This is a genomic window from Streptomyces sp. M2CJ-2, assembly GCF_016757295.1.
GTDB lineage: Bacteria > Actinomycetota > Actinomycetes > Streptomycetales > Streptomycetaceae > Streptomyces.
The window spans coordinates 12,414-38,145 of the sequence record NZ_JAESIF010000046.1; the positions used below are offsets into that span (position 1 = coordinate 12,414).

At 72.3% G+C, this 25,732-nt stretch carries 20 protein-coding genes, 1 tRNA gene and 2 pseudogenes; 11 read left to right on the forward strand and 12 right to left on the reverse strand.

Going from position 1 to position 25,732, the window contains the following annotated elements:
- Positions 1–6: 6 nt before the first annotated feature.
- Positions 7–936: an RNA polymerase sigma factor SigF gene (locus JL475_RS27330; RefSeq protein WP_202280621.1), complete on the forward strand. Its 930-nt coding sequence runs from the start codon at positions 7–9 to the stop codon at positions 934–936.
- 206 nt (positions 937–1,142) lie between these two features.
- A complete protein-coding gene (locus tag JL475_RS27335) occupies positions 1,143–2,711 on the forward strand; it encodes an RICIN domain-containing protein (protein WP_202280622.1) in 1,569 nt (522 codons plus the stop codon).
- A gap of 9 nt (positions 2,712–2,720) precedes the next feature.
- On the opposite strand, the gene hutI is transcribed toward JL475_RS27335, so the two are convergent.
- The 4 genes from hutI to hutU all read right to left on the reverse strand — a co-directional run bounded on the left by hutI (position 2,721) and on the right by hutU (position 8,303).
- Complete coding sequence (hutI, locus tag JL475_RS27340; RefSeq protein WP_202280656.1) at positions 2,721–3,890, reverse strand: imidazolonepropionase; 1,170 nt, start codon at positions 3,888–3,890, stop codon at positions 2,721–2,723.
- Positions 3,891–3,979: 89 nt separating this feature from the next.
- Positions 3,980–5,320, reverse strand: coding sequence for a formimidoylglutamate deiminase (locus JL475_RS27345; protein ID WP_202280623.1), 1,341 nt, complete (start codon positions 5,318–5,320; stop codon positions 3,980–3,982).
- Complete coding sequence (locus JL475_RS27350) at positions 5,317–6,519, reverse strand: allantoate amidohydrolase (RefSeq protein ID WP_202280657.1); 1,203 nt, start codon at positions 6,517–6,519, stop codon at positions 5,317–5,319. The genes JL475_RS27345 and JL475_RS27350 overlap by 4 nt, the downstream gene beginning before the upstream one ends.
- A 77-nt stretch (positions 6,520–6,596) precedes the next feature.
- Complete coding sequence (gene hutU, locus JL475_RS27355; RefSeq protein WP_202280624.1) at positions 6,597–8,303, reverse strand: urocanate hydratase; 1,707 nt, start codon at positions 8,301–8,303, stop codon at positions 6,597–6,599.
- Positions 8,304–8,543: 240 nt separating this feature from the next.
- Between hutU and JL475_RS27360 the strand changes: the two genes are divergently transcribed.
- Positions 8,544–9,929: a diaminopimelate decarboxylase gene (locus JL475_RS27360; RefSeq protein WP_307825175.1), complete on the forward strand. Its 1,386-nt coding sequence runs from the start codon at positions 8,544–8,546 to the stop codon at positions 9,927–9,929.
- Between the two features lie 62 nt (positions 9,930–9,991).
- On the opposite strand, the gene JL475_RS27365 is transcribed toward JL475_RS27360, so the two are convergent.
- Both JL475_RS27365 and JL475_RS27370 read right to left on the reverse strand, forming a co-directional pair.
- Complete coding sequence (locus JL475_RS27365) at positions 9,992–10,573, reverse strand: hypothetical protein (RefSeq protein WP_202280626.1); 582 nt, start codon at positions 10,571–10,573, stop codon at positions 9,992–9,994.
- Positions 10,574–10,689: 116 nt separating this feature from the next.
- A complete protein-coding gene (locus JL475_RS27370) occupies positions 10,690–11,532 on the reverse strand; it encodes a MurR/RpiR family transcriptional regulator (RefSeq protein WP_202280627.1) in 843 nt (280 codons plus the stop codon).
- Positions 11,533–11,750: 218 nt separating this feature from the next.
- Between JL475_RS27370 and JL475_RS27375 the strand changes: the two genes are divergently transcribed.
- On the forward strand, positions 11,751–12,188 hold the full coding sequence (locus JL475_RS27375; RefSeq protein ID WP_202280628.1) for a hypothetical protein: 438 nt from the start codon (positions 11,751–11,753) through the stop codon (positions 12,186–12,188).
- A gap of 361 nt (positions 12,189–12,549) precedes the next feature.
- On the opposite strand, the gene JL475_RS27380 is transcribed toward JL475_RS27375, so the two are convergent.
- Positions 12,550–13,938: a cystathionine beta-synthase gene (locus JL475_RS27380; RefSeq protein ID WP_202280629.1), complete on the reverse strand. Its 1,389-nt coding sequence runs from the start codon at positions 13,936–13,938 to the stop codon at positions 12,550–12,552.
- 176 nt (positions 13,939–14,114) lie between these two features.
- On the opposite strand from JL475_RS27380, the gene JL475_RS27385 reads away from it, so the two are divergent.
- The 3 genes from JL475_RS27385 (at position 14,115) to JL475_RS27395 (ending at position 17,754) form a co-directional block, all read left to right on the forward strand.
- Positions 14,115–15,176, forward strand: coding sequence for an SGNH/GDSL hydrolase family protein (locus JL475_RS27385; RefSeq protein WP_202280630.1), 1,062 nt, complete (start codon positions 14,115–14,117; stop codon positions 15,174–15,176).
- A 181-nt stretch (positions 15,177–15,357) separates the two neighbouring features.
- On the forward strand, positions 15,358–16,578 hold the full coding sequence (locus JL475_RS27390; protein WP_202280631.1) for an acetyl-CoA C-acetyltransferase: 1,221 nt from the start codon (positions 15,358–15,360) through the stop codon (positions 16,576–16,578).
- A 339-nt stretch (positions 16,579–16,917) separates the two neighbouring features.
- Positions 16,918–17,754: a hypothetical protein gene (locus JL475_RS27395; RefSeq protein ID WP_202280632.1), complete on the forward strand. Its 837-nt coding sequence runs from the start codon at positions 16,918–16,920 to the stop codon at positions 17,752–17,754.
- Positions 17,755–17,779: 25 nt separating this feature from the next.
- Here JL475_RS27395 and JL475_RS27400 read toward each other — a convergent pair whose 3' ends face one another.
- Positions 17,780–18,091, reverse strand: coding sequence for a hypothetical protein (locus tag JL475_RS27400; RefSeq protein ID WP_202280633.1), 312 nt, complete (start codon positions 18,089–18,091; stop codon positions 17,780–17,782).
- A 100-nt stretch (positions 18,092–18,191) separates the two neighbouring features.
- Between JL475_RS27400 and JL475_RS27405 the strand changes: the two genes are divergently transcribed.
- Positions 18,192–18,449 (forward strand): DUF4287 domain-containing protein, encoded by a 258-nt coding sequence (locus tag JL475_RS27405; RefSeq protein ID WP_202280634.1) that lies wholly within the window; start codon positions 18,192–18,194, stop codon positions 18,447–18,449.
- Between the two features lie 58 nt (positions 18,450–18,507).
- On the opposite strand, the gene JL475_RS27410 is transcribed toward JL475_RS27405, so the two are convergent.
- Entirely contained in the window at positions 18,508–19,413 is a 906-nt protein-coding gene (locus tag JL475_RS27410) for a Bax inhibitor-1/YccA family protein (protein WP_202280635.1), read from the reverse strand.
- A gap of 199 nt (positions 19,414–19,612) precedes the next feature.
- Here JL475_RS27410 and JL475_RS40335 point away from each other — a divergent pair.
- Positions 19,613–19,738 (forward strand): annotated as a pseudogene (locus JL475_RS40335) (HAD family hydrolase); the annotation flags it as partial.
- A 182-nt stretch (positions 19,739–19,920) separates the two neighbouring features.
- Here JL475_RS40335 and cutA read toward each other — a convergent pair.
- Together cutA and JL475_RS27420 are read right to left on the reverse strand one after the other, a co-directional pair.
- Positions 19,921–20,241 (reverse strand): annotated as a pseudogene (gene cutA / locus JL475_RS40340) (divalent-cation tolerance protein CutA); the annotation flags it as partial.
- Positions 20,215–20,299: transfer RNA gene (locus JL475_RS27420), tRNA-Leu, on the reverse strand. The pseudogene cutA and the gene JL475_RS27420, both read right to left, overlap by 27 nt.
- Positions 20,300–20,751: 452 nt before the next feature.
- Between JL475_RS27420 and JL475_RS27425 the strand changes: the two genes are divergently transcribed.
- A complete protein-coding gene (locus tag JL475_RS27425; RefSeq protein WP_202280636.1) occupies positions 20,752–21,549 on the forward strand; it encodes an ABC transporter ATP-binding protein in 798 nt (265 codons plus the stop codon).
- A gap of 123 nt (positions 21,550–21,672) precedes the next feature.
- A complete protein-coding gene (locus JL475_RS27430; RefSeq protein WP_202280637.1) occupies positions 21,673–24,201 on the forward strand; it encodes an ABC transporter permease in 2,529 nt (842 codons plus the stop codon).
- A 113-nt stretch (positions 24,202–24,314) separates the two neighbouring features.
- Here the strand turns inward: JL475_RS27430 and JL475_RS27435 are convergent, their stop codons facing one another.
- On the reverse strand, positions 24,315–25,613 hold the full coding sequence (locus JL475_RS27435) for a cyclopropane-fatty-acyl-phospholipid synthase family protein (protein ID WP_202280638.1): 1,299 nt from the start codon (positions 25,611–25,613) through the stop codon (positions 24,315–24,317).
- Positions 25,614–25,732: the final 119 nt, after the last annotated feature.

Below are 25,732 nucleotides of genomic sequence, written 5' to 3' on the forward strand. Positions count from 1 at the left end.
AGAACGATGGAGGACATCATGTCACCCCGGCTCGACGAATCGCGTACCCAGAAAGCGACGTCGACACTCCCTCCGGAACATCTGGCTCCCATCGAGCAGGACGACATGGGTGTCGTCCCGGACGACGGCCTCCTCGCCGGCCTCCCGGAGATCCCCCCTTATGACGAGGTGGACCCGGTCGACGCGCGGGCGTTGTCCAAGAGCCTCTTCGAGCGGCTGGAGTCGCTGGAGGAAGGCACCCACGAATACTCGTACGTACGCAACACGCTCGTCGAACTGAACCTGGCCCTGGTCAAGTTCGCCGCCTCCCGGTTCCGCTCGCGCAGCGAGCCGATGGAGGACATCATCCAGGTCGGCACCATCGGTCTGATCAAGGCGATCGACCGCTTCGAGCTTTCGCGCGGGGTGGAGTTCCCCACCTTCGCGATGCCGACCATCATCGGCGAGATCAAGCGCTTCTTCCGTGACACCTCGTGGTCCGTGCGCGTACCGCGCCGGCTGCAGGAACTCCGGCTCGACCTGGCCAAGGCCGGTGACGAGCTGGCCCAGCAGCTCGACCGGTCCCCGACCGTGGCCGAACTGGCCGAACGCCTGGGCATCTCCAAGGACGAGGTCGTCGAGGGCATGGCGGCGTCGAACGCCTACACCGCCTCCTCGCTGGACGCACAGCCGGAGGAGAACGACGTCGAGGGCGCGTTGGCGGACCGGATCGGTTACGAGGACCACGGACTCGAAGGCATCGAGTACGTCGAGTCGTTGAAGCCGCTGATCGCCGAACTGTCGCCGCGCGACCGCACCATCCTCTCGCTGCGCTTCGTCGCCGGAATGACCCAGTCGGAGATCGGCGAGGAGCTGGGCATTTCACAGATGCACGTCTCCCGGCTGCTGTCGCGCACGCTGGTGCGGCTGCGCAAGGGGCTGACCGTGGAGGAATGACGGTCGAGGATCGACGGGGCCGCGCCCCGTGCCCTGTCGGCGCCCGGTACCCGCGAGGGGCGTCCGGCGCCGACAGGGCACGGGGCGCGACGCGTTACCTGCGGTCACCCCTTTTCCCGCGGGCCTTCTTCCTCCACTATGGGCACGCCCAGACCGGCTGGTATGTCAGGACGACGGGTCCGACGGCCAGGGCTAGGAGGCGGTGCATGGATCGGGGCGAGGAGGCCGTCAACGGTGACGGGCTCGGCGACGGACACCCGGGTACGCACGCGGGCGCGTCCGACATCCGGCTGACCGAATCGCTGCGCGCCGACACCCCGGCCGCGTACTCGGCGCTTCAGGAACTCCGCGCCCGGCACGGCCCGTCCGTGCTCGCCTACGCCCGCCAGTGCACCACGGGCGACTCCGGCGCGCGTCAACTCGCCGCGCAGGCCTTCACGGACGCCGCCCGCGAGACCGCTCGCGGTACCGACCCCGGCGGCCCCCTGCGCCACCGACTCCTGCTGCTGACCGCCCGGGTGGCAGCGGCCTGGGCCGCCGACGGACGGGCCGGCGGGCTCGACCCGGGACTGCATCTCGTGCTGAGTTCGTCCGGTCCCGACGGCCCGGTCCCGTCCATGCTCGCCGCCTTCCGGACGCTGCCGTACCGGGCGCAGGGCCTCATCTGGTACGGCGTCGTGGAACAGGAACCCGCGGACCGTACGGCGACGCTTCTCGGCCTCGCCCCCCAGGACGTGGCCTACGACACCCAGCCCGCGCTGCAGTCACTGGGCCGGGCCTGTCTGCGGTCCCGGCTGGCCGCCTCGGACGATCCCCGGTGCGTCGACTTCCGCCGGCTCATCGAGGAGGCGGTACGGCCCGACGGCCCCCGCGACAGCACCGACCTGAACACCCACATGGCCCGCTGCGGGCACTGCGCCGCGGCGTACGAGGAACAGCTCGCCCTGCGGGAGACACCGCGCAGCACCTTGGCCGAGGGGCTGCTGCCGTGGGCGGGCACGTCGTACGCCGCACCCCTGCCGGGGCCCGCCGAGCCGTCCGCCGGCCCCGGTACCGCGGTCGGGACGTGGCCGCTGTCCCGGCGTCTGGTGCTGGCCTCGACGGCACTCGGCGTGGCCGTGGTGCCGCTGCTGCTCCTGCTGTTGTCACCGGCCGGCACGCCGACCGAGCACGCCTCACGACCCGGCCCCACCCTGACGGTCCCACCGCCGGTGACCGTGACGGCCACCCCCTCGCCGCCCCCCACCGCGTCCGCGACGCGCTCCCCCGCGCCGTCCCCCTCGAAGACCGGGAAGCCCAGCCCGTCGGACACCCCGCACCCCACACCGTCCCCGACACCGCCTCCCACCCCGTCCGCCACACCCGCGTACCCGCCGCCGGGCGGCGGGTACGCGCAGGTGGTGAATCTGGCATCGGGCCTGTGCCTGGACATCGACGGCGACCTGGAGAACCGCACGGACGTGGTCACCGCACCCTGCGACTCCTCCCGCTCCCAACGGTGGCGGGTCGACGCGGAGCGCGGTGTGCTGCAGTCCTACGCCGACTCCGACTACTGCCTGGACAGTCGTGGCGCGGTGGGCCGGGGGGTGGGCATCTGGGAGTGCGCCTCGGTGGACGGGCGCAACGGACAGAACCTGCGCTTCGCCGTCGACGCCCGTGGAGTGATCCGCCCGGCCATCGCGCCGGACCATGCGGTGACGCCGAGCGGGGGCGGCTCGGTCTCCCTGGCCGGGGAGGCGGGGCGGGCGGACCAGCGGTGGCGGGCCGGGGCCTGAGCCCGCCGGTCAGAGCACGCGGACGCCGTGTCGCCACACCCCGCCGACCAGCGGGACGCCGGGGCGGTAGGCCAGGTGGACATGGCTCGGGGCGTCGAGGAGGACGAGGTCGGCGCGGGCGCCGGGGGTGAGACGGCCGATGTCGGTGCGCCGCAGGGCCGCGGCGCCGCCCGCGGTGGCCGACCAGAGGGCCTCGTCGGGCGTCATCCCCATGTCCCGCACGGCGAGCGCGATGCAGAACGGCACCGAGGACGTGAAGGACGATCCCGGGTTGCAGTCCGTGGACAGCGCGACGGTGACGCCCGCGTCGATCAGCCTGCGGGCGTCCGGCCACTCGGCCCGGGTGGAGAACTCGGCGCCCGGCAGCAGGGTCGCCACCGTGCGGCTGTTGGCCAGGGCGTCGACGTCCGGGGCGGTGAGGTGGGTGCAGTGGTCGGCGCTGGCCGCGTCGAGTTCGACGGCGAGCTGGACGCCGGGACCGTGGGAGAGCTGGTTGGCGTGGACGCGCGGGTGCAGGCCCTTCGCCCTGCCCGCGGTGAGGACGGCGCGCGCCTGGTCGCCGTCGAAGGCGCCCTTCTCGCAGAAGACGTCGATCCAGCGGGCGTGCGGCGCGCAGGCGTCCAGCATCGCGCCGGTGACCAGGGCGACGTAGCCGGCCGGGTCGTCGGCGTACTCCGGGGCGACGATGTGGGCGCCGAGGTAGGTGACCTCGTCGGTGTGGCGGGCGGCCAGCCGCAGGGCGCGGGCCTCGTCCTCCGCGGTGAGGCCGTAGCCCGACTTGGTCTCGAGGGTGGTGGTGCCCTGGCGGAGCGCCTCGGTGAGCAGGCGGGTCAGGTTCGCCTCCAGTTCCGCGTCGCTCGCGGCCCGGGTGGCGGCGACGGTGGTGCGGATACCGCCCGCACCGTAGGGGCGGCCGGACATGCGGGCGTTGAACTCTTCGGTGCGGTCGCCCGCGAAGACCAGGTGGGAGTGCGAGTCGACGAAGCCCGGGATCACCGCCCGGCCCTCGGCGTCGACCCGATTGTCAGTGGCGGGTGCTTTGCTTGTTTCACCGGTCCACACGATGCGGTCGCCGTCCATGACGACGGCCGCGTCCCGGACCGGGCCGAGGGGGGAGGCGCCGAGGGAGGGGTCGTTGGTGACCAGCGTGGCGATGTTGACGATGGCGGTGCTGCTCATGGCGTCCTCGTGGGTGGCGGCGGTTGCGGGGCCGAGGGGCGTGCTCGGGCGCTCGATGTTCAGTCGCTCGACGTTCAAGCGCCCGACGTTCAGGCGTTCAGTGCCTCGATCGCCTGCGCGAGGGCGTGCGGCACATCGGGGACGAGGGTGTGCGCCCCGTCGCGTACGACGTGCCGTCCGGTCACGATCGTGTGCCGTACGTCGGCCGCCGTCGCGGCGAATACGGCCGTCTCGGCGCCGAGTCGGGTCGGCGGCCCCGCGGTTCTGACCGACTCCAGCGTGAGGGTGGTCAGGTCGGCGAGCGCTCCGGGCTCGATGGTGCCCGCCCGCTCCCAGCCGAGTGCGGCGTGGCCGTCGGCGGTGGCCGCCCGCAGCAGGGCGCTCGCCGTCCAGTGGCCGCGGGTGCGGGTGCGCAGGCGCTCGTTGAGCTCCAGGGCGCGCGCTTCCTCCAGCAGGTCGACGACGGCGTGGCTGTCCGAGCCGAGGGAGAGCGGGGAGCCCCGGCGCTGGAGGGAGGCGGCGGGGCCGATGCCGTCGGCGAGGTCGCGTTCGGTGGTGGGACACATGCAGGTGCCGGTGCCGCTGCCGCCGATCAGCGTCATGTCCTGGTCGGTGAGGTGTGTGTTGTGGATGCCGGTGGTGCGCGGTCCGAGCACGCCGTGGTCGGCGAGGAGGCGGGCCGGGGTGCGGCCGTGCGCCTCCTGGCAGGCCTCGTTCTCGGCGGTCTGCTCCGACAGGTGCACATGCAGCGGGGCCCTCCGCTCCTCGGCCCAGCGTGCCACGGTCGCCAACTGACCGGCGGGCACGGCCCGTACGGAGTGGATGGCGGCACCGATCCGCGCGTGATCCCGTTCCTTGAGAACTGAACAGCGTTCGGCCCAGGCCTCGGCGGTGCCGTCGGAGAAGCGGAGCTGGTGGGTGTCCGGCGGCTCGCCGAAGCCGGCGGACAGATAGGCGGTGTCGAGGAGGGTGATGCGGATGCCGGCCTCGGCGGCAGCCGCGATGAGGGCCTCGCCCATGGCGTTGGGGTCGGCGTAGCGGGTGCCGCCGGGCGCGTGGTGGACGTAGTGGAACTCGCCGACGGCGGTGATGCCGGCGAGGGCCATCTCGGCGTACACGGCGCGGGCGAGCCGGTGGTAGTTCTCGGGGGTGAGTCGGTCGGCGACCGAGTACATGACCTCGCGCCAGGTCCAGAAGGTTCCGGAGCCCACCTGGACGGTGCCGCGCAGCGCGCGATGAAAGGCGTGGCTGTGGGTGTTGGCCAGGCCGGGGAGCGTCAGGCCGCGCAACGCCTCGGCGCCGTGCGGCGGGGCGGGTGTCCCCGGGCGGACGGCGGTGATGCGCCCGTCCGCGACCTCGACGGCGACACCCGGCTCGACATGGGTGCCGAGCCAGGCGTGCTCCAACCAGTACGTCCGTCGGGTGGTCACGTGCGGGCCAGTCCTTCCAGTACGTCGGCTAGGGCGAGCACCCCGGCCACGCAGTCGTCCTCCTCGGCGTGCTCGGCCGGGGAGTGCGAGACGCCTGTGGGGTTGCGCACGAACATCATGGCGGTCGGGATGCTTCCGGAGAGGATTCCGGCGTCGTGTCCGGCACCGGTGCCGAGGACGGGGAGGGGCGTCGCGCGGTCGCGGCCCAGGATGCGGGCGAGTTCGTCACGCAGGGCGTGGTCGAACTCGACGACGGGCGTGCGGGACTCGCGGACCACGTCCAGCTCCACGCCGTGGACGACGGCGTGCTCACGGGCCGCCTTCTCCACCGCGGCGACCACGGCGTCCAGGCTCGGCTGGTCGACGGCGCGGGAGTCGAGCCAGCCGCGCACCAGGGAGGGGATGGCGTTGACGCCGTTCGGTTCCACGGCGATCTTGCCGAAGGTGGCGACCGCACCGGCGAGTTCGGCCTCACGGCGGGCGGCGAGGACGGTCTCGGCGTACGGCAGCATGGGGTCGCGACGGTCCGCGAGGCGGGTGGTGCCGGCGTGGTTGGCCTCGCCTCGGAAGTCGAACCGCCAGCGGCCGTGCGGCCAGATGGCGCCGGCGATGCCGACCCGGTCGCCGGACAGGTCGAGGGCCCGGCCCTGTTCGACGTGCAGTTCGACGAAGGCTCCGATGCGGGCGAGCCGTTCGGGATCGGGGCCGATGGCGTCGGGGTCGTGTCCGGCGGCCTCCATCGCCCGGGGCAGAGTGGTCCCGTCGCCGTCGGTGAGACGGTGCGCCTGCGCGCGGGAGAGCCGGCCGGCGGTGAGCCGCGAGCCGACGCAGGCGAGCCCGAAGCGGGCGCCCTCCTCGTCGCCGAAGTTGACGATGCCGAGGGGACGGCTGAACGACGTCCCCCTCCGGCGCAGTTCGTCGAGGGCGGCGAAGGCGGAGACGACTCCGAGGGGCCCGTCGAAGGCGCCGCCGTCCGGTACGGAGTCCAGGTGGGACCCGGTGACGACGGCGTCCCCGTCGGCGGGGTCGCCCAGCCAGGCCCACTGGTTCCCGTTCCGGTCCACTTCGTGGCGCAGCCCCCGCAGTCCGGCCTGCGTGGCGAACCAGGCCCGGCATTCGGCGTCGGCGCCGGTCCAGGCGTATCGCCGGTAGCCGCCGGTGCCGGGGTGGCGGCCGAGGGGGAGCAGTTCGCGCCACATCGCCTGGAAGGTGGGGGGTGTGGCCGGTGGGCTCGGTGGGGCCGGTGCGGTGCCGTGGGTCCCGCTCTCGTCGTGGGTCACGCGCTCTCGTCCTCACCCTCGCGGCCCTCGTGGCCCTCGTGGCCCTCGTGGCCTTCGCGCATCGGCACGCGCACCCCTCGCTCCGACGCCACCGAGTCCGCGATGTCGTACCCGGCGTCCACGTGCCGGATGACGCCCATCGCGGGGTCGTTGGTCAGCACGCGCCGGATCTTCTCGCCGGCCAGGCGGGTGCCGTCGGCGACCGTCACCTGGCCGGCGTGCAGGGAACGGCCCATGCCGACGCCGCCGCCGTGGTGGATGGACACCCAGGAGGCCCCGGACGCCACGTTCACCATGGCGTTGAGCAGGGGCCAGTCGGCGATCGCGTCGGACCCGTCGAGCATGGCCTCGGTCTCGCGGTACGGGGAGGCGACGGAGCCGCAGTCGAGGTGGTCGCGGCCGATGACCACGGGGGCGGACAGCTCGCCGCTCGCGACCATCTCGTTGAACCGCTCACCGGCCTTGTCCCGCTCGCCGTACCCGAGCCAGCAGATGCGCGCGGGCAGGCCCTGGAAGCGGACGCGTTCACCGGCCAGTCGGATCCAGCGGGCCAGGGACTCGTTCTCCGGGAACAGCTCGAGGACGGCCCGGTCGGTCTTCGTGATGTCGGCGGGGTCTCCGGACAGGGCGGCCCAGCGGAAGGGGCCCCTGCCCTCGCAGAACAGCGGGCGGATGTAGGCGGGGACGAAGCCGGGGAAGGCGAAGGCCCGGTCGTATCCGGCGAGTTCGGCCTCGCCGCGGATGGAGTTGCCGTAGTCGAAGACCTCGGCCCCGGCGTCCATGAAGCCGACCATCGCCTCGACGTGCCGGGCCATGGACCGGCGGGCGCGGGCGGTGAAGCCGGCCGGGTCCTTGGCGGCGGCGTCGGCCATGTCCTCGAAGGCGACCCCTGTGGGCAGGTAGGCCAACGGGTCGTGGGCGGAGGTCTGGTCGGTGACGATGTCGACGGGGGCGCCCAGGGCGAGGAGCTGCGGGAGCACCTCGGCGGCGTTGCCGAGGACGCCGATCGACAGCGGTCGGCGGGCGTCGCGGGCCTCGGTGGCCAGCCGCAGGGCGTGGTCGAGGGAGTCGGCCCGCACGTCCAGGTACCGGTGCTCGATGCGGCGGTCGATGGCCCGGGGGTCGCAGTCGACGCAGATCGCGACGCCGTCGTTCATGGTGACGGCGAGCGGCTGGGCGCCGCCCATGCCGCCGAGGCCGGCGGTCAGGGTGATGGTCCCGGCGAGGGTGCCGCCGAACTTCTTGGCGGCGACGGCGGCGAACGTCTCGTAGGTGCCCTGGAGGATGCCCTGGGTGCCGATGTAGATCCAGGAGCCGGCGGTCATCTGCCCGTACATGGTCAGGCCGAGGGCCTCCAGGCGGCGGAACTCCTCCCAGTTGGCCCAGTCGCCGACGAGGTTGGAGTTGGCGATGAGGACGCGCGGGGCCCATTCGTGGGTCTGCATGACGCCGACGGGACGGCCGGACTGGACGAGCATCGTCTCGTCCTGCTTCAAGGTCCTGAGGGTGCGGACCATGGCGTCGAAGGAGCGCCAGTCGCGGGCCGCCTTCCCGGTGCCGCCGTAGACGACGAGCCGGTCGGGGTGTTCGGCGACCTCCGGGTCGAGGTTGTTCTGCAGCATGCGCAGAGCGGCCTCCTGGGGCCAGCCCAGGGCGCTCGGTCCGGTGCCGCGCGGCGCTCGGACGACTCGGGGTCCTGACATGGTCCGCCTCCTGGTGACGTGCTCCCGCCCTACCGCAGATATTCACACATTCGCAGCCTGAATAGAGCTAGTCAATACGGCCGGTGTGTCGGTGCGGGCCGCCGGGCGGTGTCGGGCTGGACGTACGGGGCAGTGGCATGGAGAAGGCCGCGAACGCCGAGAACACCAGGAACACCGAGAACACCGGGAAGCACTGGAAACACCGAGGAGGCGAGGGAAGCGGTGGCTCATGACGAGAGCGTGCCGGGCGACGAGGGCGGCCCGGACGGCGGGACCGGGCCGGGAGCCGGGCGGGCGGCCCGGCGGGACGAGGCGGTGCGGGCCGCGGTGGAACAGGGACTGCTCGGTCCCGGCCGCCCCCTGACGGCCCTGCTCGACGTCACCGGCATCCGGGAGTCGGCGGCCGAGCTGCGGGCGGCCTTCGCGGCGGTGACACCGCCCGGCACATCCGTGCTGCACGCCTTCGCCGTGAAGGCGACCCCGCTGGTGCCGGTGCTGCGACTGCTGCACACGGAGGGCATCGGGGCGGAGGTGGCGAGCCCCGGTGAGCTGGCGCTGGCGCGGGCGGCGGGAGTGCCCCCGGAGCGGACGGTGCTGGACTCGCCGGCCAAGACACCGGCCGAGCTGCGGGAGGCACTGGCGCTGGGCATCGCCGTCAACGCGGACAACCCACAGGAGCTGGCGCGTGTCGACGCCCTGCTGGCCGACGCCCCGGCGCGGCCGACCGGTCTCCGCTCCTCCTTCGGCATTCGGGTGAACCCACAGGTCGGCGGTGGCGCCATCGAGGCGCTGTCCACCGCCACGGCGACCTCGAAGTTCGGGGTGGCGCTGCGCGACGAGGGAGCGCGGGAGTGGGTCGTGCGGGCCTACCTGGACCGGCCGTGGCTGACCCGGCTGCACGCGCACACCGGCTCCCAGGGCATCGCGCTGCCCCTGATGGCGAGGGGTGTGGCGGAGACGTACGCGCTGGCGGAGGAGATCAACCGGCGCGCGGGGCGGCAGCAGGTCGACACCGTCGACATCGGCGGCGGCCTGCCGGTGAACTTCGCCTCCGACGCGACCAGCCCGACGTACGCGCGGTACGCGCGGCTGCTGAAGGAGACCGTGCCCGGACTGTTCGACGGGCGGTACGGGCTGGTCACCGAGTTCGGGCGGTCACTGCTGGCCAAGCACGGCACGGTCGTCGCCCGGGTGGAGTACGCCAAGAGCGCCGGCGGGCGTCCGGTCGCGGTGACGCACGCGGGCGTGCAGGTGGCGACCCGGACGGTGTACGCGCCGGCCGCGTGGCCGCTCAGGATCGCCGCGTACGACGCCAAAGGGGTGCCGAAGGAGGGCCCCGCGGTGGTGCAGGACGTGGCGGGACCGGCCTGCTTCGCGGGCGACCTGCTCGCCCGGGGGCAGGCGCTGCCCCTGCTGGAGCAGGGCGACTACGCGGCGGCGCTGGACACGGGCGCGTACTACTTCGCCCACCACTACGCGTACAACTCGCTCCCCCGCCCGGCCGTCCACGGCTTCACCACCGACGGTCCCGGCGGGGTCACGTTCGCGCTCGTGCGCCCGGCCCAGAGCGTCGAGGAGATCGTGGCCGAATCGGGCGGCGCCCACCTGGACGCCCTGATCTCCTGACCCCCCGACGCCCGACCACCCGACCGTCCGACCATCCGACCACCCGGACCACCCGGCCCGGATCAGGCCAGGGCCGAGGCGCGGCGGCGGGCCCCGCCCGGGGTCGCGTCGCCCGCCGCGATGCCGGTGGTGCGGTACGCCTCGACCGCCTTGCCGGCCGGGCTGCCCGCGCCCGCGCGCAGCCAGTCGACGCGGACCCACAGCAGGCTCTGGTCGGCCTCCTCCAGGCGGCCGATCCAGGACGCCTTCCACCACAGGCCGGCCCCGCACCCGGCGAGCAGCAGGCCGCCCGCCGCGGGCAGCGCGAACGAGCCGCCCAGGGCGGCGAGGAAGGCGAGCAGCAGCCACCAGCGGTGGCCGCGACGCCAGTTGCGCACGCTGACCGCACGGTCCTGGAGCGCGTCGTGCTTGCTCGCCCGGACCGCCGGCCGGGCCAGCGCGCGGTACCGCCCCCGCCGCGTGTGCGCCACCACGGTCATGGCCACGAGGAACAGCGCCGCCCCCGCCAGCACACCGATCCGGCGGCCGGTCAGCCCCGGCACCAGCACCCCGATGCCCGCCGCGAACACGCCCAGCCACCACAGCGGGGCGGCCCCGGCCCGTACGACGACGGCCACCCGAGCCAGCCCCTGTCCTCCGCGCATCACGTCCAGCCTCCCGTCCCACGTCAGTGGAGCGTCCGTATGGTCCCGGGGCGCAGGGTAGTGAACCGAACTGAGAGAAGTCTGAGACACCACCCCTGTCCGCCCCGCCCCCGCCGTCAGTCCACGAACAGACCGCGGGCCGCCGCCTTCGTGTCGAACTCCTCCAGCCGGGCCTGCGCGTCGGGCAGGTCGTCGCACATCGCCTCCAGCAGCACCCGGCCCAGCAGCATCGGCGCGCACGCCGTGTCGAAGGCGAGCCCGGTGCCGACGGCGGCGGGCAGCAGCAGGTCGGAGACCTTGGCGACCGGTGCGAAGGCGGAGTCGGCGACGGTGACGACGGTCAGCCCCGTCTCCCTGGCGTGCGTGAGGGCGTCGACGACCTCGCGGGGGTGCCGGGGCAGCGCGAAGCACAGCAGGGCCCCGGCCCCGGCCCCGGCAGCGGCGTCGATGCGGTCGTGCAGCATGGTGCCGCCCTCGTTGAGCAGCCGTACGTCGGGGTGGACCTTGGCGGCGAAGTAGGCGAAACCGTGGGCCTGCGCCGCCGCCGCGCGCAGCCCGAGCACGGGCAGCGGCCTGCTGTCCGCGAGGATCCGTCCCGCCCGCCGTACGGGCTCCGGATCGGCCAGCACCTCCGCGAGGTGCCGCAGGTTCTCGATCTCGGCCTCGACGGCCTGCTGGTACTCGTTGTACGGGCCGGTCTCCGGCGTGGGCCCGGTGGGCGCGACCTCGCGCAGATGCCGCCGCAGCGCGGGGTAGCCGTCGAAGCCGAGGGCGACGGCGAACCGGGTCACGGAGGGCTGGCTGACCCCGGCCAGCTCGGCCAGTTCCACGCTGGACAGGAACGGGACGTCGGCGGCGCGCCGCACCATGCTGTGCGCGATGCGCCGCTGCGTGGGCGTCAGCCGGTGCCCCTCGAAGAGCGCCTGCAGACGCGCGCCCGGGCCCTCGGTGACGCTCATGACGTGACTCCCCCTCGATCCGTTCCCCGGTCTGTTGCTCGGCCTGTTCCTCTGCCTATTCACATACCGCGATTCCTGCATGCCGTTATACAGGCGAACGGAGGGCGAACACGACCGGGAACGGGCCCGAAGCGGGCGCCGGGCCCCTGCGGGCCCCCGGCCGACAACGGGGGCTACCCCCAGTGCCATGGACCGTCGGCCTGCCTACCATGATCGGTATGAGCCGAACGGACGCGCGGGACGCCGAGTTGAAGAAGGAACTCCACGCCACCTTGCAGGCCCGCAGGGAACTGGGCGACGAGTACGAGTCCGCGCTGGTCGACTCGTTCCTGGAGAAGGTCGACCAGCGCATCGACGGCGCGGTGGAGCGCCGGGTGCGCCGACAGCTCGCCGAACAGCAGACGACGACGGCCCGGGGCTCCCGGGCGCCGAAGGCCACGGACAGCTGGGGCGAGCGCTTCGGCTTCGGGATCGTCTCCCTGGTCCTGGCGGTGCCGCTGTCCGCGATCGGCGGGGGTGTGGGCAACCTGCCCGGTCTGGTGGTCGCCTGGCTGGGCATCGTCGGCGTGAACGTCGTCCAGGCCGCACGCGTCGAGCCGGGCCTGTTCGGCGGCCGCCGCCGACGGCAGGAGCCGGACGACGCCTGGGAGGAGTGAGCAGCCGCGGCGGCCGCCGAGGGCGACCGCGGAAAGGCGGTACGCGGGGACCACCGCACCCCCGTCACCGGGGGGCGGGACGACGGCGGTCCCCGCGCGGGGACGCGGGCCGGCCGGGCCGCGCGTCCTGGCGTCCGTGGAGTCCGGGAGCCGCTCCGGAGGTCCTTGACGCCGACATCCCTCACCCTGCCGGACCGGTGTTAAGCGCGTGCTGCGCGCACATGACGCCCGCGTACCACTTCCGCGAAGTACACGAAGATCACGTGTGGAGACCGCGTACGGCTCTGCTCCACGGCGTGCACGGCCGGTTCACCGGCGCTTCGCCGAAGGCCGCCACCGGCCGTCCGTCGGTTCCCGTCCGTCAGTTCCCGTCCTTGGCGAGGAAGGACAGCAGGTCCTGGCGGCTGACCACACCGGTCGGCTTGCCCTCGACCAGGACGATCGCCGCGTCCGCCTTGCCCAGCACGGCCATCAGGTCCGCGACGGGCTCACCGGAGCCGACCTGCGGCAGCGGGGCCGACATGTGCTTCTCCAGCGGGTCCTCGAGCGAGGCGTGCTTGCTGAACAGCGCGTCCAGCAGCTCCCGTTCCACCACCGAGCCGACGACCTCGGCGGCCATCACGTCCGGGTGGCCGGCGCCCGGCTTGACCACCGGCATCTGCGAGACGCCGTATTCGCGCAGCACCTCGATGGCCTGCCCGACCGTCTCGTCGGGGTGCATGTGCACGAGGGACGGAATGTGCCCGCCCTCCTTGTGGTCGAGGACGGCACCGACGCGGGCGCTCGGGCCGGCGTCCTCGAGGAAGCCGTAGTCGGCCATCCACTCGTCGTTGAAGATCTTGCTGAGGTAGCCGCGCCCGCTGTCCGGGAGCAGCACCACCACGACGTCGTCCTCACCGAGCCGCTCGGCCACCCGCAGCGCCGCCACGACGGCCATGCCGCACGATCCGCCGACGAGCAGGCCCTCCTCCTTGGCGAGGCGCCGGGTCATCTGGAAGGAGTCCTTGTCGGACACGGGGACGATCTCGTCCGCGACGGTCCGGTCGTAGGCGGTGGGCCAGAAGTCCTCGCCCACGCCCTCCACCAGGTACGGCCGCCCGGAGCCGCCCGAGTAGACGGAGCCCTCGGGGTCGGCGCCGACGACCTTGACGCGGCCGTCGCTGACCTCCTTCAGGTAGCGCCCGGTCCCGGAGATGGTGCCGCCGGTGCCGACTCCGGCCACGAAGTGGGTGATCTTCCCCTCGGTCTGCTCCCACAGCTCCGGGCCGGTGGACTCGTAGTGGCTGAGCGGGTTGTTGGGGTTGGAGTACTGGTCCGGCTTCCAGGCTCCCGGCGTCTCACGGACCAGCCGGTCGGAGACGTTGTAGTAGGAGTCGGGGTGCTCGGGGTCGACGGCGGTCGGGCAGACGACCACTTCCGCCCCGTACGCCCGCAGCACGTTGATCTTGTCCAGGGAGACCTTGTCGGGGCAGACGAAGATGCACTTGTAGCCCTTCTGCTGGGCCACGATGGCAAGACCGACCCCGGTGTTGCCACTGGTCGGCTCGACGATGGTGCCGCCCGGCTGCAGCTCTCCGCTCTTCTCCGCCGCCTCGATCATGCGCAGGGCGATGCGGTCCTTCACCGATCCGCCGGGGTTGAAGTACTCCACCTTGGCCAGGACAGTCGCCCCGATGCCCTTGGTGACGTTGTTGAGCCTCACGAGCGGGGTGTCGCCGACGAGGCTGATCATCGAGTCGTGGAATTGCACCGTTGTCTCCGGATGCTGCAAAAGGTGTGGTTGTCGTGGTGCTGCCAGCCTAGAGCCTGCTCCTGAGTCACTGTCCGCCACGACCCGGCCGGGTCGTTCACCCACCGTCGAGATTGGAACACGGTCCGTACGGGGCAAGCACTGGGTGTACGGCTTCGAGGAGGTGGCGGCGAGGCATGACACGCATGTCGAGGGCGAGAGCGGCCCGGCGGATCGCGGCGGGCGCGGCGTACGGCGGCGGGGGCGTCGGGCTGGCCGGTGCGGCCGCCGTCGGGCTGCTGCTGGCCGAGGCCCAGCTGGCGCGGCGGCGGGTGGGCAACGGCGCGACTCCTCACGTACCGAACGCGGACGGCCTGTACGGCGCCGCCTACACGGTGCCCGGTGAACCGGCGCTGCGGCTGACGATGCTGGGCGACTCCACGGCCGCCGGTCAGGGGGTGCACCGGGCCGGGCAGACCCCGGGCGCGCTGCTGGCGTCGGGCGTCGCGGCGATCGCGGAACGGCCCGTGGGGCTGAGCACGGTGGCGGTGCCCGGAGCCCGCTCCGACGACCTGGACCGGCAGGTGAGCCGGGCCCTGGCCGATCCGGCCCGGGTGCCCGACATCTGCGTGATCATGGTCGGGGCGAACGACGTCACGCACCGCCTGTCGCCCGCTCTCTCCGTCCGCCACCTGGCCTCGGCGGTACGCCGGCTGCGGACGGCCGGAGCGGAGGTCGTCGTCGGCACCTGTCCGGACCTGGGCACGATCGAGCCGGTCTGGCAGCCCCTGCGCTGGCTGGCCCGGCGGGCCTCCCGGCAGCTGGCGGCGGCCCAGACGATCGGCACGGTCGAGCAGGGCGGGCGCACGGTGTCACTGGGCGATCTGCTGGGCCCCGAGTTCGCGGCGAACCCCCGCGAGCTCTTCGGTCCCGACAACTATCACCCCTCCGCCGAGGGGTACGCCACGGCCGCCATGGCCGTCCTGCCGACCGTCTGCGCCGTGCTCGGACTGTGGCCCGCGCTGGAGGAGCGTCCCGACGCGGCCCGCCGCGAGGGCTTCCTCCCCGTCGCCCGGGCGGCGGCCGAGGCCGCTTCGGAGGCTGGCACCGAGGTCACCGCGGCCGCGTCGACGGGCCTCCGAGGGCCCTGGGCCCTCCTCAAGCGCCGCAGGCGCCGCCGGGTGCCGGAACCGGAGCTCGAGCCGGAATCCGCTCCGGCGGCGGATTCCGGGGGATCCCAGGCCAAAGCAAGCGCTTAGTAAACTGCGGTCAGAGTCACACCGCGCCCCTCGTGACCCCGCCACTACGGCCGGGTAGCTTCCCAAGCAGCCCTGCCCGACCGCCCGGTCCGCCCTCCCGCCGCCCGACCCTCTCCACGAGGCGCCACGCGCGCCGCCCCTTTCCGTTCCGTCGCCCGACCACCACCTCTCAGGAGCCGTGATGCCCGAAGCCGTGATCGTCTCAGCCGCCCGCTCCCCCATCGGCCGCGCCTTCAAGGGCTCCCTGAAGGACGTGCGCCCGGACGACCTGACCGCCTCGATCATCCAGGCCGCCCTCGCCAAGGTCCCCGAGCTGGACCCGAAGGACATCGACGACCTGATGCTCGGCTGCGGCCTGCCCGGCGGCGAGCAGGGCAACAACCTCGGCCGCATCGTCGCCGTGCAGATGGGGATGGACCACCTTCCCGGCTGCACCATCACCCGCTACTGCTCGTCGTCCCTGCAGACCTCCCGCATGGCGCTGCACGCCATCAAGGCCGGGGAGGGCGACGTCTTCATCTCGGCCGGCGTCGAGACGGTCTCCCGGTTCGCGAAGGGCAACTCCGACAGCCTTCCCGACACCCGCAACCCGTTCTTCGCCGAGGCCGAGGCCCGTACCGCCGCCGTCGCGGAGCAGGAGGGCACCACCTGGCACGACCCGCGCGAGGACGGTCTCGTCCCGGACGCCTACATCGCGATGGGCCAGACCGCCGAGAACCTGGCGCGCGCCAAGGGCGTCACCCGCCAGGACATGGACGAGTTCGGCGTCCGCTCGCAGAACCTCGCCGAGGAAGCCATCAAGAACGGCTTCTGGGAGCGCGAGATCACCCCGGTGACGCTGCCCGACGGCACGGTCGTCACCAAGGACGACGGCCCGCGCGCCGGAGTCACCATGGAGGGCGTCTCCGGCCTCAAGCCCGTCTTCCGCCCCGACGGCCTGGTCACCGCCGGCAACTGCTGCCCGCTCAACGACGGCGCCGCCGCGCTGGTCGTCATGAGCGACACCAAGGCCCGTGAGCTCGGCCTGACCCCGCTCGCCCGGATCGTCTCCACCGGCGTCTCCGGCCTCTCCCCCGAGATCATGGGCCTCGGCCCGGTCGAGGCGAGCAGGCAGGCCCTCTCCCGTGCCGGTCTCACCATCGACGACATCGACCTGGTCGAGATCAACGAGGCGTTCGCCGCCCAGGTGATCCCCTCCTACCGCGAGCTCGGCATCCCCCTGGAGAAGCTGAACGTCAACGGCGGCGCCATCGCCGTCGGCCACCCCTTCGGCATGACCGGCGCCCGCATCACCGCCACACTCATCAACTCCCTGCAGTTCCACGACAAGCAGTTCGGCCTGGAGACGATGTGCGTCGGCGGCGGCCAGGGCATGGCCATGGTCATCGAGCGCCTCAGCTGACCGGCTCGACCCGACCGACCGCCCCGACCGTCCTCCTCGCCGGCCTCTTCGGCCGACCGCCGCGGCGAGCCGCACAGTAGCCGGAGCGGCACGGTCGGTGAGACAACGGCCCGGAACCCCTGAACCACCGGGGTTCCGGGCCGTTCCGTGATCCAATCGCCCCCAGGATGTGACCTATCTCCCTCACCGAGGAGATTCAAGCAGGTCAGAGCCCTGCCCCCGCCCAGTCCGGAAACCACACTCTGTCCGTTTCGTGACGTTACGCACTGACAGATGGTTAGTCCGCCCTTCAAGCTGATGTAGGAAGTCGGGGGTCGACTTTGAACCGGGAGTACGTCAGTGAGCGCCATGCCGATCGCCCTGCTGGTCACCACGGCCGCCACCGGCGCCGTGGGCGTCGCCGTCCTGCGCAGCATCTTGGTGCTGCGCCGACAGGTCGCGGCTCTGCACACCGAGCTGGCCAGGAACAACGCCGCCGCCCTGCGCGCGCTGCTGCCCGCCGCCCGCTCGGCCCACGCCGACGAGATACGCGCGGCCGTGGCCGAGGCACTCGCGGAGGAGCGGGAGCGGGAACTCGCCGAGGCGCGGGCGTTCTGGGCCGCCCAGGAGGCCCGTGACAGCTCCGACGCGCCGACCCTGCTGGGCCTGGCCGACAGTGAGCTGTTCCTGCCGCGGCAGGCCGATTTCGTCGGTCTGGAGCCGGTGAGCGAGCCGGGCGCCGACGCCGACACGTACGCCCCGAAGGACGCCAAGGGCTCCAGGGACCCCAAGGACTCCGTCCAGGGTGGCACCCCCGCGGACTCCCCCGAGCTGGCCGCGGCCCGCCGTCGGCACCCCTCGCACCCGGACTTCGTGCCCCACCCGGTCCCGGCCGTCGCCGACGACGAGCGCACCGTGTCCACGCTGGAGGAGCTGGCCGCCTCCGAGGTGGAACTGACCGACGTCCGCCCCGGCCCGCTGGGCACGCTGGACGTCTACGTCTTCGCCGACGGCACGACGCTGTGCATGACACCGGGGCACCGCGAGACCGCGGAGCGCCTGGCCGCAGCCCTGCGCGAGGGCGAGACCCCGTTCCTGCTCGGCGGCTCCGGCGTCTCGGGCGCGTACACGCTGACCTTCGCCTGCGGCGAGGAGAACGTCTACATCCTGGCGGACCGCGTCATCGCGTCCCTCTGACCCGGGGCGCCTCCCCCGCGGGCGCCTACACCCCGGCGCGTTTCTGCGCCTCCTCCACGAGCCGCACCGCCTCCTCGACCTCCCTCTCGTCCTTCAGCACGAGGGCCAGGTCGTGGCCGGCGACGGAGATCTGGTCGGCGGCGGCGAACATGCCCGCGTCGGGCATCTCGCGGGGCTCGGTGCCCGGCTCCTCGACGCGCTGGGTCCACCGCGCCAATTCCCTGGCCAGGGCGAGTGCCTCGGCAGCGGCTCCCCGCTGCAGCCGGCTCTGCGGCGCGGCCCGCAGGCGGTCGGCGAAATGGTCCACGGCACGGGTGAGGGGCGTCGTATCAAGCACGCGGTGAGCGTACGCGGCGTGGTAGGGCTGTTGCCAACGGACGAACACTCGGGCACGGCCACCTGAAGGACCGGCTCACACCCCTGCGCTGGAGGCGCCGATGTCCCAAGTCTTCTCCGAGGAGACCCATCGCAACCTGCTCGCCCGTATCCCGCACTGCACCGGTCGTGATATCTCCGACTGGCTGCGCACCGTCGAAGAAGGCCCGTCCCTCTTCCGCTTCGAGGAGAAGGTCAGCCGGCTCCGCCACGAATACGACCTGGCGTACGGCCACGCCAAGGCGATCGTCCACGAGTACGACCTGAGAAGGGCCGCGCGCAAGCTGCTCCAGGTGCGCCCCCGTCCGCACCACGGCTAAGGGCCCCGGGGAGACCCCGGGGCCCTTCGCCTGCACGTGCCACCACCGTGGCGCGGCGTCAGTCGCTGCTGTTGAGGATCGAGATGAGCCTCAGGAACTCCAGGTAGATCCACACCAGCGTCAGCGTGAGACCGAAGGCCGCGAACCAGGCCTCCTCGCGCGGGGCACCGTAGGCGAGGCCGTCCTCGACCTGCTTGAAGTCCAGGGCGAGGAAGCAGGCACCGAGGATGATGCCGACGACGCCGAAGACGATGCCGAGCGGGCCGCTGCGGAAGCCGAGGCCGTCACCGCCGCCGAACACCGCGAACAGCAGGTTCACGCCCATCAGCAGGATGAAGCCGAGCGCGGCCGCCATCACGAAGCCGTAGAAACGGCGGTTGACGCGGATCCAGCCCGCCTTGTACGCCACCAGCACGGCGGCGAAGACCGCCATGGTGCCGAGCACGGCCTGCATGGCCGCACCGTTGGCGACGTGGGTGTCGACGATGTTGGAGATGACGCCGAGGAAGACACCCTCGACGGCGGCATACGTCAGGATCAGCGCGGGCGAGGCCTTGCGCTTGAACGACTGCACGAGCGCCAGGACCATGCCGAGCAGCGCGGCGCCGATGCCGATGCCGTAGGACCGGCTGATGTTGGCCTCGTCGACGGGCAGCAGGGCCCAGGAGAGGGCCGCGGCGACGATGAGCAGGCCGAGTGTGCTCGCCGTGCGCATGATGACGTCGTCGATGGTCATCCGGCCGGTCGCGGCCGGCGCCTGCGGCGCACCGTGCTGCAGGTCCTGCTGTCCGTACGGGTTCTGCGCGTAGGGGTTCTGCGCGTACGGGTTGCCGGTGGGCTGCGCGTACGGGTTGCCCTGCGTGGCGACAGCGGGACCCCCGGCCTGCGGCGCGGTGTTGAAGCCCGCGTAGCCGTTGTCGCGGCTGAACCCCCGTCGCGAGAAGACCGGGTTTCTGCTCCTCATTTCACTCCTCCATGGCCACACAGCATGGCCTTGGGCTCAAGAGTAATGGGTAGGCAAAGGAAAGACCCCCCTACCTCGGGAGGATCTTTCCCCTGTCATCTTGCGCAACACGCTACGCGGCTGCGTGATTCCCCTCACCCCAGGGGCCCGAACCATGACGGATCCGGAACCTGTCCGGAACCGGCCGGAGACCTCGAGCAACGCTCAGCGGTGGATCGACGACAGCCGCGGCCGGATCGTCACCAAGAGCGGTCAAGCCCTCGCGGATGCCGTGCTCAAGACCGGTTCACTCGACTGGCTCCACGCAGCCCTCGGTGAGGAGCAGGACCGAGGAGTCCGTAAGCCGTCCTGCACGGCAGGGGAGCGGTCCGGCAGCCCGCGGGGGTCACCCCACCGACACAAGAACGTCCCGGCCGTACGAAACGTACTGGAGCACGCCGGCGCCCAGGACTCCTCGGGGCGCACGTTGTCCCTGATCCGATCCAGGCAGCGGGGCACCCCCGTGACCGGCGTGGCGATCAACTCAGGGCTGTCCCACGGGTGCGCATCGAGGAGGTACCGCTCCGGGTACCGCTCGCTCGTCGCCGTGAGGAGCAGCCGCCACTCCTCGCCTTCGCCGAACTCCCCGAGATGCCGGAACACCGACGTGACGGGGCCGATGCTCTGCGAGCCCGCAGCGAGCCGCGTCTTGACGACCGCTTGGGCCAGGCTGACGGCTTGCCCACGGGAGGGCGTAGCGGTCGAGAGCCGCAGGCAGGGTGCCGGCAGTCGCGCGTGCTCCAGACGCCGTAGAAGCGGAAGTGCCCGGAGCCGGACTTGAACCGGCACGCCCCTCGCCGGGGCAGCGAGGTTTAAGCTCGCCGTGTCTGCATTCCACCATCCGGGCAGGCCATGGGCTCCGCATCGGGCACACGACGAGCCTATCGGGACCCCTCTCCCCCACAGCAGGGCGGTAGCCCCATGTTGTCTTATTTTATTGGCGCCTGAGGGGGCATCAGGCCACGGAAAACGCCATCAGCACTTGCCACCAGCCTTGCGGACGGGGGCCGGCCGCGCATGCGGAATGACGGAATTTCACCGTATGAACAAGGGCACTCCACCTGTTCTGACGATGTCCGCCGCCCGAACCGTCTCCCCCCTGGGGTCAGGTGGGCCGTCATACCCAGGTATGACGGCGGCCCCGGCGGTAAGCCCCGAGTCTCCCCCCACAACCGGAGCAGCGGCTGACTACACGGCGGTGAGCACGCGAAACGATGGAGCACGTCCCCGTTCCCGCGCAGCGCGTCGTCGTGAAAGACGTCGCCGCGAAACAGTCGTCCCGACAGGAGTGCCCATCCCGTGACCACCGCACCCTCCCCCGGACTCCGTCCGGGGGGACCCCCAGCCGACCGGACCACCGCCGTGGCCGCGCGCGCCACGGACCTGTCGAAGATCTACGGCCAGGGCGAGACCCAGGTGGTCGCCCTCGACCAGGTCTCCGTCGGCTTCCGGCAGGCGGAGTTCACCGCGATCATGGGCCCGTCGGGTTCCGGCAAGTCCACGCTCATGCACTGCGTCGCCGGTCTCGACACGTTCTCGTCCGGTTCCGTGCGCATCGGCGACACCGAGCTGGGCTCCCTGAAGGACAAGCAGCTGACCAAGCTGCGCCGGGACAAGATCGGCTTCATCTTCCAGGCGTTCAACCTGCTGCCGACCCTCACGGCCCTGGAGAACATCACCCTTCCGATGGACATCGCGGGGCGCAAGCCGGACAAGGAGTGGCTGGACACGGTGATCCGGATGGTCGGCCTGTCCGACCGGCTGGGCCACCGGCCCGCGCAGCTGTCCGGCGGTCAGCAGCAACGGGTCGCCGTGGCACGGGCGTTGTCCTCCCGGCCCGACATCATCTTCGGCGACGAGCCCACCGGCAACCTCGACTCGCGTTCCGGCGCCGAGGTGCTCGGCTTCCTGCGCAACTCCGTGCGCGAGCTGGGGCAGACGGTGGTCATGGTGACCCACGACCCGGTCGCCGCGGCCTACGCGGACCGGGTGGTGTTCCTCGCGGACGGCAGGATCGTGGACGAGATGCACGGGCCGACGGCCGACTCGGTGCTCGACCGCATGAAGAAGTTCGACGCCAAGGGCCGCACCAGCTGAGGCGGCGTCATCGGTTGCACGTCCGCCGCTGACCGATACCGCGTCACCCGTCGGCGTCCCGACGACTCCGCCGCACGTCCCGCACCCCCCGCCCTCGTACCTCTGGACCCGAGAAGACACCCAATGTTCCGTACCGCCTTGCGCAATGTGCTCGCGCACAAGGCCCGGCTCCTGATGACCGTGCTCGCCGTGATGCTCGGCGTGGCCTTCGTGTCGGGGACCCTGGTCTTCACCAACACCATCTCCGACGCTCTCCAGAAGCAGTCCGCCAAGGGCTTCGACCACATCGACGTCGCCGTCACCGCCGAGTGGAAGGAGCCCGAGGGCGACAAGGTCGGCGAGTACCACGAGCTGACCCCGGCCATGGTCGACGACAGCGCCGGGGTGCCGGGTGCCGCGCGGGCCATCGGGATCGTCCAGGGGTTCACCGCCCTCGCCGACAAGGACGGCAAGCTGATCGGCGACGGCTTCCAGTCGCAGGGCGGCAACTACTGGGGCGAGGACGACCCCCGCTACCCGCTGACCGACGGACGCGCGCCCAAGGGCGCCGGCGAGATCCTCATCGACTCCGAGACCGCGAAGCGCACCGGCTACCAGGTCGGTGACACCGTACGGATGTCGGTCGACGGTCCCGTACTGGAGCCGGTCGTCACGGGTGTCTTCACCACGGACGACGGCAATGTCGCGGCCGGCGGAAGCCTCACCCTGTTCGACACCGCGACCGCGCAGAAGCTGTTCGGCAAGGCGGGCACGTTCGACGAGATCGCCGTCAAGGCGAAGGACGGCGTCTCCGAGGCCACACTGCAGTCGCAGTTGGAGAAGGCATTGCCCGACGGCGCCGTCAGCACCAGGACCGGCGGCGAACTCGCCGACGCGCAGGCGGAGATGATCGCCTCGTCGATGAGCGGTCTGAAGCAGGGCCTGCTGGTGTTCGCCGGTATCGCGCTGTTCGTCGGTACGTTCATCATCGCCAACACCTTCACCATGCTGGTCGCCCAGCGCACCAGGGAACTGGCGCTGATGCGCGCGGTCGGCGCCTCCCGCCGGCAGGTCACGCGGTCGGTGCTGATCGAGGCGTTCCTGGTGGGGGCGGTCGCCGCCGTGGTCGGGCTGCTCACCGGTGTCGGCATCGGCGCCGGGCTGCGGTCCCTGGTGGGGTCGCTGGGCGCGACCATGCCCGACGGCCCCCTGGTGGTCACGCCGGGCACCGTCGGCACCGCGTTCGCGGTCGGCATCCTGATCACCATGCTCGCCGCCTGGCTGCCCGGTCGCCGGGCCGCGAAGATCCCGCCGGTGGCGGCGATGAGCTCGGTGCACACCCAGGCGACCACCAAGTCGCTGGTACTGCGCAACACGCTCGGCGCGCTCTTCGCGGGGGCCGGTGTCGCGGTGGTCCTCGTGGCCACGACGATGGACGCCTCGGACGGCCAGGCCCCCATGGGGCTCGGCGCGGTGCTGCTGATCATCGGTGTGTTCGTCCTGACGCCCCTGCTGTCCCGACCGCTGATCGCCGCCGCGGCTCCGGTGCTCCGCGTCTTCGGGGTGTCCGGGAAACTGGCCCGGCAGAACTCGGTGCGCAATCCGCGCCGCACCGCAGCCACCGCCTCCGCGCTGATGATCGGGCTCACCCTGATCACCGGCATGACGGTGGTGGCGGGCAGCCTGCAGAAGTCCATCGACAAGATGGCGGCCTCCTCGATCAAGGCCGACTACGTGGTGTCCATGGCGAACGGCCACGGGCTGGCGCCGGACGTGGGGCGCACGCTGCGGGAGGCCGACGGCGTCGCCGCCACCAGCCCCATGCGCAACGCGGCGGCCCGCATCGACGGGAAGACCGCCTTCCTGACCGGCGTCGACGGCGCCGCGATCGGCGAGCTGACCGAGTTCCCGGTCCGGGAGGGCGCCTTCGAGGTGGGCGGCACGCGGATCGTCGTCGACCACGAGACGGCCGAGCGCCGCGGCTGGAAGGCCGGGTCCGGTCTCACCGTCGCCTACGAGGACGGCAAGAAGCAGAAGCTGACGGTCGCCGGTGTCTACGAGGGCAACGAGATGTTCCGCGGCATCATGCTCGACACCGCGACGCTCGCCCCGCACCAGTCGGACCCGGGCGACATGCTGGTCCTGGTGAAGACCTCCGACGGCGCCTCCGACTCGGCGAAGGACAGTCTGGAGAAGGCCCTCGGCAGCAACCCCGCGATCAAGGTCCAGGACAAGCAGGACCTCTCCGACGAGTTGGCGCAGATGTTCACGCTGATACTGAACATGGTCTACGGGCTGCTGGCCATGGCCGTGCTCGTCGCGGTGATCGGGGTCATCAACACCCTGGCCATGTCGGTGTTCGAGCGGTCCCAGGAGATCGGCATGCTCCGCGCGGTCGGCCTGGACCGCAGGGGCGTCAAGCGGATGGTCCGCCTGGAGTCCCTGGTGATCTCCCTGTTCGGCGGGGTGCTCGGCATCGGGCTGGGCGTGTTCTTCGGCTGGGCGGCCGGCCGGCTCCTGGGTACCAAGATGTCGACGTACGAACTGGTCCTGCCCTGGGACCGGTTGGCGGTCTTCCTGCTGCTGGCCGGTGTCGTGGGCGTGCTGGCGGCGCTGTGGCCGGCCCGGCGGGCGGCACGGCTGAACGTGCTGCAGGCGATCAAGACCGAGTAGCCGAACGGTACGCACAGTCGAACAGCACGCGCGGGCGGGCCCCGGGGCGGTGACCGACGACCGGTCACCGCAACGGGGCCCGCCCCTTCGCGTCGGGACCCGGGGTGAGCGGGTCAGTTCCAGGTGCGGGCGCGCAGGGGGAGGCCGGAGGTGCCGGAGTCGGGGGTCTTCACGGCCAGCACCTGGTTGACGCCGATGCGGCCGTGTTCGAAGGCGAGCGCGGAGGCGGCCATGTACAGCAGCCAGACGCGGGCGCGTCCCGGGCCGGCGAGCGCGACGGCCCGGCCCCACCCCGCCTCCAGGTTCGCCACCCAGCGGCGCAGGGTGAGGGCGTAGTGCTCGCGGAGCGACTCGACGTCACGCGTCTCGAAGCCGGCCCGCTCCAGCAGGGACACCGTGCTGCCCACGGGGGCGAGTTCACCGTCGGGGAAGACGTAGGCGTCCATGAACGGGTCCAGGCGGTACGCCGATTCGTCCCGCTGCGGGCGGCGCGCGATCTGGTGGTTCAGCAGCCGTCCGCCGGGCTTCAGGAGGCGGTGCAGGGCCGTGGCGTACTCCAGGTACCGCTGGGCGCCGACGTGTTCGGCCATGCCGATCGAGGAGATCGCGTCGTAGGGGCCGTCCGGAACATCACGGTAGTCCTGGACCCGGATCTCGACGCGGTCGGTGAGTCCTTCGTCGGCGACGCGCTTGCGGGCGTAGGCGGCCTGTTCCTGGGAGAGGGTGATGCCGACGACGCTCACGCCGTGCTCGCGGGCGGCGTGGACCGCCATGGAGCCCCAGCCGCAGCCGACGTCCAGCAGGCGCCGGCCCGGCGTCAGGGCGAGCTTGCGGCAGACGAGTTCCAGCTTGTCGCGCTGGGCCTCCTCGAGGGTGCCCTGCGGGGGCGGGGCCGGCCAGTAGGCGCAGGAGTACACCATGGACGGGCCGAGGACGATCTCGTAGAAGTCGTTGCCGACGTCGTAGTGGTGGCTGATGGCGCGTCGGTCGCTGCGCTTGGTGTGCAGGCCGCGGCGGGGCCTGCGGGCCTCCTCCGGAGGCGGGCCGGGCGGCAGCGGCGGGCCCGCCAGCGCGAGGAGGCCGCGGACGGCGGAGCGGACCTCGGGGTCGCGCAGCGACCGGGCCGGGGCGGGGGCGTCCTCACCGCGCTCCCAGAGGAGGCCGGAGAGCAGGTCGAGGGTGGTGTAGAGGTCGCCGTCGAGGCCGAGGTCGCCGGTCACCCAGGCGCGGGCGAGGCCGAGTTCGCCCGGCTTCCACAGCAGATGGCGCACGGCCCGGCGGTTGCGTACGACGAGTGTCGGTGCGCCCGGGGGGCCGGCTTGTGATCCGTCCCAGGCGCGGATGCGCAGGGGGACGGGTGTGCCCAGCAACTGTTCGACGAGGCCCTTCAGCCGCGGAGCGGCGTCTCTCATGGTGTACACCTCCGCTAGGTGCGTCCCCTGCTCGAGCGAGGTCGAGAGCTCGGGGAAGGCAGTCCCGGAATGTCCTCACCACGTAAGCACCTGCGGGCCGCCGGACAATACCCGGCGCG